Below are 11,220 nucleotides of genomic sequence, written 5' to 3' on the forward strand. Positions count from 1 at the left end.
CCGCCGATAACCACGGCTGGCTCGTCGCGCTCCTCGAGCGCGGACAGGAGCGCCTCCAGTCGTTGCGGGGGAACCGCCATCAGCAGGCCGCCGCTTGTCTGCGGGTCGGCCAGGACCCCCCGCCACCCATCGTCGGCGGGACCCCAGTCGATCGCGTCGCCGATATCGGCGAGAACGTCATCGGTGCGTCCGGGCCTGACGCCGTCACGCGAGTAGTCGAGTGCGCCAGGCCAAACCGGCACCTTTGCCAAGGACACGCGCGCGGCGCACTGACTGCCCAGCGCCATTTCGCGGATGTGCCCGACCAGCCCAAAGCCTGTCACGTCAGTGGCCGCATTCACGCCGGTATGCACCATCGCTTCCGCCGCGTTCCTGTTGAGGCGGGCCATCGATTCAATCACCTCGGAAAGCGATTCTTCCGTTTCGTGCCCGCCTTTCAGCGCCGTGTTCATAATGCCCACGCCGATCTTCTTGGTCAGCACAAGCGCGTCTCCACCGCGGGCTCCGATGTTCCTCACAACCTTGCCGGGCTCAGCGGTTCCCATGATCGATAGGCCGTACTTTGGTTCCTTGTCATCTATCGTGTGACCGCCGGCGACAATCACTCCAGCCTCGCGACACTTGTCGGCGCCTCCTCGAAGTACAGCCGCAACGATCTCGGGATCCATCGAGCACGGAAACGCCAGTAAGTTCAACGCGGTAAGCGGCCTTCCGCCCATGGCGTAAATGTCAGAGAGCGCGTTGGCGGCGGTAATACGCCCAAAATCATACGGATCATCGACCATGGGCGTGAAAAAATCCACCGTGAGCAATATCGCCGTATCGCCGAGAAGGTACACGGCGGCGTCATCCATCGTCTCAAAGCCCACGACCAGCTCGGTGCGATGGTCAGAATCGAGTGCTTTCAGCAACATCGCGAGGTCACCCGGACCCCATTTGGCTGCTCAACCCGCCTTACTGGACAGCTGGGTCAGACGGACCGGATCCATTTCACGCCCCTTTGTCGCTCACGCGGCCGCCCAGCAGACGACTGCGGCCTCATACATTACAAAACGAGGTAAACTCCTCATCGGCAGGGAAATCCGCTGTGGGCCGCGCAAACAGGAAGCCTTGCCCGTACCTGACCCCCAAGTTCTTCAGTGCGCGCAGCTCTTCTACCGTCTCAATGCCTTCAGCTATCAGCCGAACATTCATCTTCTCGGCGAACTGAACCAGGCTCGCAACAAGCTGTGTACGCGTTTCATCGGAGTCGATCCCGCGCACAAGCGATATGTCCACCTTCAGCCACTCTGGACAGGTCTCAGCGAGGCACTGCAAGGATCCGTAGCCGGCGCCAGCGTCATCTATCGCGATACCAAATCCAAGCGCGCGCAAATACTCAAGCGTGGCCCTGAAAGTCACGAAGTCCGTTATCGCAGTGCGCTCGGTGATCTCCAAAACGATCCTTTCAGGGGTAATCCCCGAGCAAGACAAGAGCGTTGTAGTCATGATCTCGCGTAGCTCCGGATCGGTCACTGCATCGGGCTCGATGTTGATGAACATCAGGCGCCCCTCAGGCATCGAAGCCGCGGCTTCAAGCGCTTTTTTTCTGCACAGCCGCTCCAGGCTTAAAACCAGATTTTCATCGTACGCGACGCGGAAAAGCTTATCGGGATGCTCGAACTCCGTGTTAGCCGGGCCGCGCGACAGCGCCTCATATCCAACCACAGACATGTCGTCAAGCTTGAGGACCGGATGGATGTAGGTTGTTACCTGCTCCTTTGCCAGAATGTATCTAAGCCGCTCCGCACGATAGCTCGCATCGACCGCTTCCCGCGTGCCCGAATCACTCAACGCCCTGTCCAGCGCCAGGTGAACCAGACGCTCCAGGCGAACGTTGGGCTCATCGTTTATTGTCGATCCGCCCACATAGCAACCAAACCGGCGATAGACGGACGGATCCACCTCTGCCGCCAATATCTCACGCACCGTTGTCTCGACTTTTTCCGCGATCATCTGACGCGCTTCCGGGTCCATGTGCAAGGAGTTTCTCGGCGGCGAAAGTACAACCACGAAGGCATTTCCGGCGACCATGAGCTCGGCCACTATATCCGAATCACGCAGGATCGTGCCGGTTATCGACTCAAGGGCATGAGCGATCTTTCGCATGACATCGTCGAATACCTTCCAGCCGTAAATCTCTTCGATCCTCGAGTATCTGACCACGTTGAGCGCGAGCAGCGAGACCTCGCCTCGCTCTTCGATCAGCATGCGAATCCTGGGAAAGAGCAGCGGGGTTGTCGGCAAGCCGGTCACCGGATCGAATAACAGCTTCTTTATCTCAGGATGCGCTTCGATGACATCACTTAAGTCAAGCCATGATTGCAACAAAAACTTCGTTGTTCCGCTGAAACGCTCGTCCGTCACCTCGGAGATACCTCACTTCTTCCCGATTATCACTTACGTAAAGTCTATCACCGAAGCCCCGTCATACATAACGGTGCGTCGATACTAGTATGTAATCCGCAACGCCGTTCCCGCGCCGCCCTCGACAGGCAAGCCAAATGAAAGATCGTTGACCATCACGGGCCGGCCTCCCCGCACATCGGCAATGTGTGCAATCTTGCGCTCGAAAGTCAACGTGACGACACTCTTTTCGCGCGCGTGATTGAAAAGCACGACAACGTCGTCGCTTTCACCGGAGAAAAGAGCGACCTCGACTGAATGACGGTCGCATGACATGGGAAGAGCGCATCCTGTTTTTCGCGCGACCGAGCCATATATCTCACGAAGCATGCTCCCGATAGCCAAAGGCGCCGTCCAAGGGCCTGCCTGGGCGATGGCCCTCTCGGCCGGAGCGGCGATGAAGATCGCTTTTCCCTGTCCAAATCCATTGAGAGTCAACAATGGGCTGCCCTTGGAATCAGTTGCGACCACTGTGGCTCCAGCACTTCCGAGCAGGGCGAAGTGTGGTATCTCCGCTGAAACATCGAACGACCTCAGCGCGCCGAACACCTCACTTTGCGCGACTCGGCATGAAAGCGACTCCCTGGCACCTGCATCGCCGAGGAACTCTACGCCAAATATTTCGCGTGCCGCAGGATGAGTGTCTCCGCCTCCGTAAGACATCACCAGCGAGCCGCCCGATTGGACAAATCCCGCAAGCTCTTCCCAGGTGGAGTCTTCAAGCCTGAAAACCGAGGGCACCACAAGCATCGCATACTCACCTACAGGATCGCCCTCGTGGGTGACGGCTACAGGCAGATGCACCTCTTTCGCAGCTATGTATGCCCGAAAACACGATCTGGGTGTATACAACCCCGCCATGCTCGGCAGTGATCGCCGCACCTCAGATGGCAGCATAACGGCGACTCGCTCCGGGGTCTGCCTGTAGTGACGCAGATCTATGCCGGCAACCACCCTGATGAAGGACTCCGCCTCGCCAAAGGTGGTTTTTGAGCGACCGTCTTTATCGGCGATTCCAACCAATGCCTCAAACGGATCGCAGTAGTATGGCTCGCGGCGATCGGTATCCATGTCCTTGTATCGGCGCAATACCACGCCTGCCGCCCGGTTCATCAGCCCCGAGTACAGCGCCGTGCGCACCTGCGCCGCTTCCTCGGCGGGCGAACTCTCGAGCGAGGCCGGACCCACATCGTCCATCAACACTGGCAAACCGCGCGCGGCAGCCCTCAGGAGAAAAGAGTCGAGCCAAGAACCGGCGGTCTCCGAGCTCGGGCCAATGGCGGCAAATATACGATAATCCGTCGTCGCATGGGTTACGGCGAACTCGCATCTGTCGATCACCTGCCCGGCGTCGAGGCCGGTGCGCTTGAGGTAGGTACTAACGTCGAGCGAGAGCGTGGCCGGTCGGCGAGGATCGATCTCTCGCACCGCCTCGCGCATCGAGGTCGCCCACGATTCGAGGTCGGACAAGCTGCTAAAACCGGAAAGAAATGCCTCGTTCGCCAACTCCCATGCAAAAATCGCCGACTCGCCTCTAAAGCGATTGACGATCTTTTGCACCAAAGCCATCTGCCGAGAAACGAGGTACTGATCGGTCCGCGGATCGCGGCGTTTCCCCCAGGAGACCTCGGCAAGCTCGGCGTGACGGTCATCCGCGAAGAAGCACACGATCACCTGCAAGCGATTTTCCCTCGCCGAAGCCAGCAGGTCTGCGAACCGCTCCAGCGACTCTTCGTCATACTGGCCAACCTGAGGCTCGAGGACCTTCCACGACAGAAACACCTTCACCAGCGAGAACCGGGCCGCGGCAAGTTTCTCGAAATCCGATACGAAATCGTGTCGATACCACTCTTCCCATCCATCGGACTCCGAGTTGACGGGATGGTAATTCACGCCCACGGGAAAGAGCGGATTGCGGCGCAACGCCTTCTTCCCGGCCGACACAGCCGCCTCGGGCTGCTCGTTGCCCGCCGGAGTCGCCGGCGCGGACTCTGCCACCTCTGCAGAGAGCGACGCGGCCGGTTCCAGCTCCTCCACCGGAGCCGCATCTTCGCTTTCCGCAGGCGGCGAATGTACAACCTTGGGCTCAGGCGCCTGAACCGAGCGCTTTGCGCGGTTGGAGCGTCTGTCTTCACTTCCCTGGCGGGTAGGCACTATGACCTCCTCGCTTTATAGGCGTCAAAAAGGTCCCAAAACAATCTTTGCCTGCGCGTGTCATGATAGGCGGCGCGGCGCATCTCCCAGCTGGCTGCAGAGTACTCGCCCTCTGTCAGCAGCACGGCCGCCAGGCCAAACCGAGCCCTGACGCAAGCCGGATCGAGCGAGAGGGCCACCCTGTAAGCGGCAGCCGAGTGTTCGTAGCGCTGCGAGCCGAGAAGAGACTCGGCGAAAAGGACGTGTGTCATCGCGTGCGAAGGAACCGCTTTGGCCAGTACACCGAAGATTTTTGTCGCGTTACGATTCAGCCCAGGCAACTTCGAGAGCGCGACTCCGAGCACATAGACCGCGGTAGGAACTCTGGTTGAGATCGTCAACGCCCGAAGTGCGCACGCCATGGCCTCATTGACCGCCTCCTGCTTCAAGTACAGGTACGCCGCAAGCCCAAGCGCATCCGCATCGTTGGCGTTGTCATCGAGGATCAGTCGCAACAAATCGGCGGCGCTAAAATAGTCTTCCTCGTAAGCGAGCGCTCCGGCTGCATCAAGGCGTGATTGCCGGTTATTTGGAACCTCCGAAGGATCAGGTGCGGGGTTTCCGTCATCAAACACCCCCGCTAACGCAAAGAACAGGTCATCCTGACTCGAGTCCAGCTCACCTGCCTTGCGAAACCCGGGAAGCGCGGTGGCCATTCCCTCCTTCTTCAGAGCGGCAATCGCAAGGTTATACATAGCCCTTGCCTCAGCGGGATTCAACTCGAGAGCTCGGCGCCATGAGTCTATCGCCTGCTCGTCGAATGCGGCCGCCGAGAAAGCCTCTCCCAACTGCACGTGAGCCGTGACCAATGAGGGCTCCACCTCGGCAAGCTCATGCCAAACCAGGATGGACTGGTCCCACATGCCACCCGCCCGGTCGTACGCGAGTCCAAGCACGAGGTACGCGGGCGCGCAGGAAGGATCCAACTCGATGGCGCGACTCGCCGAAGCGATCGCCTCCTGGTAGAAATCGCCCGACAACATCAGCTCGGCGAGCAAGCAGTGAATATCGACGTCCGATGGGTCCGCCTCAAGGGTCTTGTAGCAAGCCTCGACAGCTGACTGGATGTGCCCCTGGCGAGCAAGCCCCTCTGCGACTCCGGCGTATACAGGGCGATCCGCCACCTACGCCTCACCTCCCAGACGATCGCGCATCATGCGAGAGACGACCTTGATAGCGCCTTCGGCACTCGTGATCAGTCCGTTCGCGCCGATGCGTCTGGCAAGGCCGGGATCGGCGGTAAAGGGCCCTCCCGAAACCAGAAGCATCACGCCCTCGTGCCCGGCCACGTTCAGGGACTCCCTCACCCGAACACACTCCTCGGCGGTAGCGATACTCTCTGCCGTCACAACGATAATCTTTGCGCCCGTCTCTTCAAGACGCTCGAGAAACTCCGATGGCCTAACCGAAACGCCGAGATCAACTACTCGATTCCCGGCCTCTTTTAGCGCAGCGCCGATGATGTTCTTCGCAATCGAGTGTTCATCGCGATGTACTGTACCTATAAGGATCGTCACACCTGTGTCCTTGGCGGGCACAGACGGCACGACAAAGCTTGTGATCTGCTCGGCTACTACTGCCGATTGAGCAAGTTCCAGCTCGCCAACAGATCCTTCCGCCCAGGCGCCCCCAAGCATCGACATCGCCGGGACAAACACGGCGTCAAAAATCCGATCCTGCGGGACACCGCTGCTGCGCACGCTCTCGATCACGGCAATAGCATCACCTGGATCACAGCTGATGAGCGCCTTGAACAGGCGTGCAGCCGGGTCTTCAGCCATGCTCACCTCCACGTGTCCCAATGCGTGATCCCTTAGCCATAAGCGCTCGCCGTCAACTGCGGGGCGCGATAATCTCCAGTGGTAGCGGTGGTGGGACTCGAACCCACACGGCCTTTCGGCCAGAGGCTTTTAAGGCCCCCTCCTGTGCCAATTCGGATACACCGCCATTCGAACACTTCGCGCACGAACAATACCGGGCAGACTATATATCATATTCCAGCCGGACCGAAACGGTCATTTTTAGTAGCATAGACATCTAAAAGTATCCCATACAAGATGTCGTGCTCGCTTACCATAGTTGAGTCCACGCCGGAAAGCTCCATAATGCAATCGAGAACCATCACGCCTGCGACGATCACCGGCGCCCTGCCTGGATGAAGTCCGACTACCCCTTTGCGGCTTTCAATACTCATCGCCGATAAGCGCGCAAGCATCGTAGAGATTTCCTCCCGGGTAAGAGTCGACCCATGTACCCGCGCCGGATCGTACTGCGCCATCTGAAGTTTCACCGACGCAAGCGAGGTGGCGGTACCCGCAACGGAAACGAGCATGTCAGGGCGCATCGGCGCATCCTCAAAAAACCGAGCTAGCTCGCCTTTGATCACTGCGCGCGCTGCCCTTAGCTCGTCTGAGGTGGGCGGATCGCCGTGAAAGAACATCTCGGTGATGCGCCGGGAACCAACGTCGATCGACATCGAACGCTCAACCTCTGGCTCTGTGCGGCCTGAGCGCGAGCCTGCTCTTCCGTATACAATCTCTGTTGAGCCGCCGCCAATGTCGTTCAGGAGTATCCGCGAGTCCTCGAGCTGCCAGGTAGCACCCGCGAACGACAGATAAGCCTCCCTCTCTCCGCTGATGATTGAAACGGGAACCCCCGATGTGGTTGCCGCAGATATAAACGTCGCCGAGTTGAGTGCGTCGCGCGCCGCTGAAGTCGCTACCGCAATAACCTGGCGGACCCCCGCCTCCTCGATCTTCGCGCGGTAAACTCCAAGCACATCGGCGACCCTTGTGATCGCTTCATCCGAGAGGCTCTGTGACTCGGCTAGACCCTCTCCAAGATGAGTGATATCGGCGCTTCTTGCGACCTCGGTCAATACCCCGGGTCCGACATCGGCGATGAGCAGACGAGTGGTGACCGTTCCGATGTCTATAGCAGCCATGCGAACGGCTTCCTGCGCCATCTACGCGTCCTCCAGGTAGGTGCGGCATAGATCTGACGGGCAGCAACAGGCGGTCATTGAGGAAACCACGCTCTCGCCAACAGGATCGTCGAGTCCCGCCAGATATGTCGCTACATGGGCGTGAATGCACTTGGTGGAAAGCGGGCTTCTCTGTCCCGCGATGCCGACATCAGGGGTCGGGTCGGTTCCGCCCGCGAAGCTTGCGCGCATTGCCCGATATCGCGCGTCTGTTGCGATCATACGGCTGCGCAGATCCGGTTCTGTGGCGAGCTTCTCGGCCCACTCAGAAACCGCGGTCGTGCTCTCCAGCCCATTAATGTAGAGGACCAACCATGGGCAGGTCAGGTAGAAAAGCGTCGGAAAATATGTGCCGTCCTCCAACTGAGGAGCGGTAGCGATCACCGCAGGCCTTTGGTAGATGCACCGAGTCCTTACCGACCAACTCCCGCGTGGTTTACGGTCAAGCTGGCCAGCGACTAGGATGGCATCCACTTCCGAGAAACCAGTGGACTCCTCGATACAGAAAACTGCCACTTGAGATCACCCGTCAAAGCCGAAGATAAAGTCGAGCACGCGACGCCAAAGCCCGGCGGGCATCTGCTGAGCAGAGCTCGCGACAGAAAGTTCGGCGGGCACCCCCTCTGTTGCGGCAGCGCCGTCAACTACTACATACACATTCTCCCCCTCTTTTACCAACCCCAGATTCTCGCGCGCGATCATCTCGACTCCTTCGGGAGTGTTGAGTTGATCAACTTCCTCGCGGATGGCCGCATTGCGCTCCTGAACGTAGTTGAGTTCGGCGGCGAGGACTTCCTTTTCCCGCAAGGCTTGATATTGAAGGCGAGCGACCGGGTAGAAAAACCAGGCGGCTGCGACAAGAACTGCCACTAGCGCCAAGGGAACTACAGGGATGCGCCGACCCGAACGCCGTCCTTTTTTCGAGACGGCCTTCCTGGTCGATCGGGTTCCTTTGTACGACTTATTCTTCGATTTCATGTGCCTATGTGGTGTGTGCGAACCGACCCAATATATGCCGCGAGTTTAGCCGCGTTACACGCATCTTATCACATGACCTAGTAGGTGATGCCAACTCCAGCTGTTGCCTCTGCGCTCCTGTGACACTTCAGGCAGTTGCCGTCAAAGGCCTTTTGCTCTTCGGATGCGACAGGTTGCCTTGTAGCTCCTGCAGATCCTGCCCAACTCATCCAAAGCCATGCTCTGGAAGTTCCTGTGACGCTAGTGCCCCTTGGAGTTTGGGAGTGCGGGAAGGTATAGCCTGTTCTGGTAGAGCTATCGGTTTGGTCGTGGCAGCTCTCGCAATCTGTTACAGGAGCCCATGCGATCGGAAGACCGGCTCTGCTCGTAGCTGTAGTAGAGCCTACAGTTGGATGTCCTGTTTTCGATACAGGTGTGTGATCACCTATGTTTTGGTGGCGATTCTCCGCCCACCACCGCGTCTCCCCATCAACGGTCCAGCTTCCCACCACCGCAAGCATCGTGGAGGTGTGGCAAAGGTTGCAGTTGTATCCGGTGCGAACGAGCGACTCTGTTGAATCGGGCCAAACGGTGCCCGAAAGGGCGGTTGTCGTGATGCCTGAAAGATTAGGGCTTGCAAGCGCTGTTGTAAGCAGCGCATCGGTTGCCGGGTTCAAAAGCTTCTGAGAGATGACTTGATACTGCGAGCCTCCGACACCATGCGGGTTGTTCAGGTGACATCCGATAGAGGTGCAAGCAGCATTATCTCCAGAGCCGTGAGGTCCTCCGGCCTCCCACGTTATAACGACGTTTGTGACCGTAGAAGCCCCAGCCCTGTGACACCCCGTGCAGGTGGCATCTTGAGTGTTTAGCAGGAATATCCCATCCCCTCTTGCTCTATGGACAGAGTGACACACTCCGCACTTGGCGGTTGTGGCTTTATATCCTCCGTGTACTCCAGGCGATGTGGGGTTATCCCCTACCCATCTCAAGTAATCACCTCTGCCGCCAGGACCTGCTCTTGTATCTGGAGCGTAGTAGTCAGGAGCTCCCCATGTCCTTACGTGAAGCCCGGGGTGGCAGGTGTTGCACCTGACATCGTTGTTGGCAACCGCTGTAGATATCGTGATATCGACGTTTGGAGCGTGGCAAAGGGCGCAATCTCCGTTGTGTTCAGGAATAAGGTTTGAGACGTGACACGCACCGCAACTTGCGGGGAAGGGTGCGAGCCCTCCGTCGTGAAGTGCATCGTGGCCGGCTCCCACATGACAGGTCTCACATGCAAAAGGCTCGGTCACACTCATCGCCGAGACTTGCTGCGCCGAGACTTCCCCTGAATCTCCAGATAAAGACTGCCCTGATACTCCGGAAGATCCCTCCGGCAGGATAGCAAAGGCAGGAACCGATCCTGAAGGCCCAGCGTGGCACGTAAGGCAGGTAAAGGGCTGGCCCGCTCGGGTTGTAAGCCCTCTGTGCTCCGTGGTAATCGCTCGGTCGTGGCAAAGTCCGCACTGGGACGAGCTTGTAGTGGCGTGGCGCTCAGATTCCCGCAGCGGGGTATGGATATGCGCGCGAGTAACTATTGGTCCACCTTTTTGCAAGTTTGGTGCAAGCGTGACGGCCGTCGTATGACAGGAAAGACAGTTTGCTAAAAATACTGGCTCATGATCGCTGTGGCACCCGCTACCGCTACAGCCCCACCCATGACAGGTGCTACAGTTAGACTGTTGTCCAGGATTGGGGGTATGAAAAGCCCAATGACAAGCATTGCAGTCGAAATTACCAGCCTGCATTTTAGGCTCTGCCGAATCTATAAAGATATTTATAACAGCAGATGCGGGACAACCTGGACCGGTTGCTGTAAAACGAATCTCATAACGGGTTTCTGTTTGAAGAGCGTTGAATACGCCTGATATCCAGCGGGTGCTAGCATTGTATTGCGCGGGCAGTAAGACCCATGGCCCTGCTGGTCGTCCGACGTTGGCCTCTCTGTATTCGATCCTGACCAGGTCCGGATTGACTGCTTGCAGAAGCTCTACATTCCCCGATACAGGTATCGAGGTTTGAGTTGTGGCACTTCCACTGGCAGGAGAAATCCACCTAAATCTCCAGGGCGTTTCGACAGAAAAAGACCAAGTGCGCGGCGCAGGAAGACTGTCCAGAGCATCTCCTGCCGAAACATTTACGGTTCTGGTTCCTGGCGGAAGCGGAAGCGCTCTAGTGGAAACCGCAACGCCCGAGCCGGGCACCGCGTCCGGTATCCATGTGTGAGGAACTATCGCGCCGTCGATCATCATGACGATACTTGCCGGGTCAAGGTTAGGACCTGAGATTCGGGCGCTGACTTCGGCTCCGTGTGTTGTCCTCGATGAAGGTAAGGGGCGAAGGTCGCTAAAGGTTATGTGTGCCGAGCGCACTACACTCCACTGCCTGGTCGAGACGTTTCCAAGCGAGTCTTGTGCCCTTACGATCACGGTGTAAATACCTGGAGGTAGATCGGGAATATCGGCGAAGATATCTGCTCGCGTGAGATCTGTTACAGGCGTGTCGTAGTCGTAGCCCCAGACCCAATCGACATGGTATGTGAGTGTTGTTGGGTAATCCACTCCTGCGACGCTTACGGTCGCGGCTGCAATTTGAGG

General features: G+C 58.2%; 9 protein-coding genes and 1 tRNA gene. All 10 read right to left on the reverse strand.

The window, feature by feature from the left end; translation table 11 throughout:
• A partial coding sequence (gene selD, locus KGZ89_07905) for a selenide, water dikinase SelD (GenBank protein ID MBS3974771.1) occupies positions 1–914 on the reverse strand: 914 nt, incomplete at its 3' end.
• Positions 915–1,038: 124 nt separating this feature from the next.
• Entirely contained in the window at positions 1,039–2,406 is a 1,368-nt protein-coding gene (locus KGZ89_07910; GenBank protein MBS3974772.1) for a GGDEF domain-containing protein, read from the reverse strand.
• An 84-nt stretch (positions 2,407–2,490) separates the two neighbouring features.
• On the reverse strand, positions 2,491–4,599 hold the full coding sequence (locus KGZ89_07915) for a beta-galactosidase trimerization domain-containing protein (protein MBS3974773.1): 2,109 nt from the start codon (positions 4,597–4,599) through the stop codon (positions 2,491–2,493).
• Positions 4,599–5,762, reverse strand: coding sequence for a tetratricopeptide repeat protein (locus KGZ89_07920; GenBank protein MBS3974774.1), 1,164 nt, complete (start codon positions 5,760–5,762; stop codon positions 4,599–4,601). The genes KGZ89_07915 and KGZ89_07920 overlap by 1 nt, the downstream gene beginning before the upstream one ends.
• Positions 5,763–6,419 carry a cobalamin-dependent protein gene (locus KGZ89_07925; GenBank protein ID MBS3974775.1) on the reverse strand — a complete coding sequence of 219 codons (657 nt, stop codon included), beginning with the start codon at positions 6,417–6,419 and terminating at the stop codon, positions 5,763–5,765.
• A gap of 79 nt (positions 6,420–6,498) precedes the next feature.
• A tRNA-Leu gene (locus KGZ89_07930) sits at positions 6,499–6,585 on the reverse strand.
• 43 nt (positions 6,586–6,628) lie between these two features.
• Positions 6,629–7,603, reverse strand: coding sequence for a Ppx/GppA family phosphatase (locus KGZ89_07935; protein ID MBS3974776.1), 975 nt, complete (start codon positions 7,601–7,603; stop codon positions 6,629–6,631).
• The gene (locus KGZ89_07940) at positions 7,604–8,005 is read right to left on the reverse strand and encodes a DUF501 domain-containing protein (protein MBS3974777.1); all 402 of its coding nucleotides are present in this window, start codon (positions 8,003–8,005) and stop codon (positions 7,604–7,606) included.
• 138 nt (positions 8,006–8,143) lie between these two features.
• Positions 8,144–8,599, reverse strand: coding sequence for a septum formation initiator family protein (locus KGZ89_07945; GenBank protein MBS3974778.1), 456 nt, complete (start codon positions 8,597–8,599; stop codon positions 8,144–8,146).
• Between the two features lie 77 nt (positions 8,600–8,676).
• On the reverse strand, positions 8,677–11,220 hold a 2,544-nt coding region (locus tag KGZ89_07950), incomplete at its 5' end, for a hypothetical protein (GenBank protein MBS3974779.1).

This window comes from Actinomycetota bacterium, from assembly GCA_018334075.1.
In the GTDB taxonomy this organism is placed as follows: Bacteria; Actinomycetota; Coriobacteriia; order Anaerosomatales; family UBA912; genus JAGXSC01.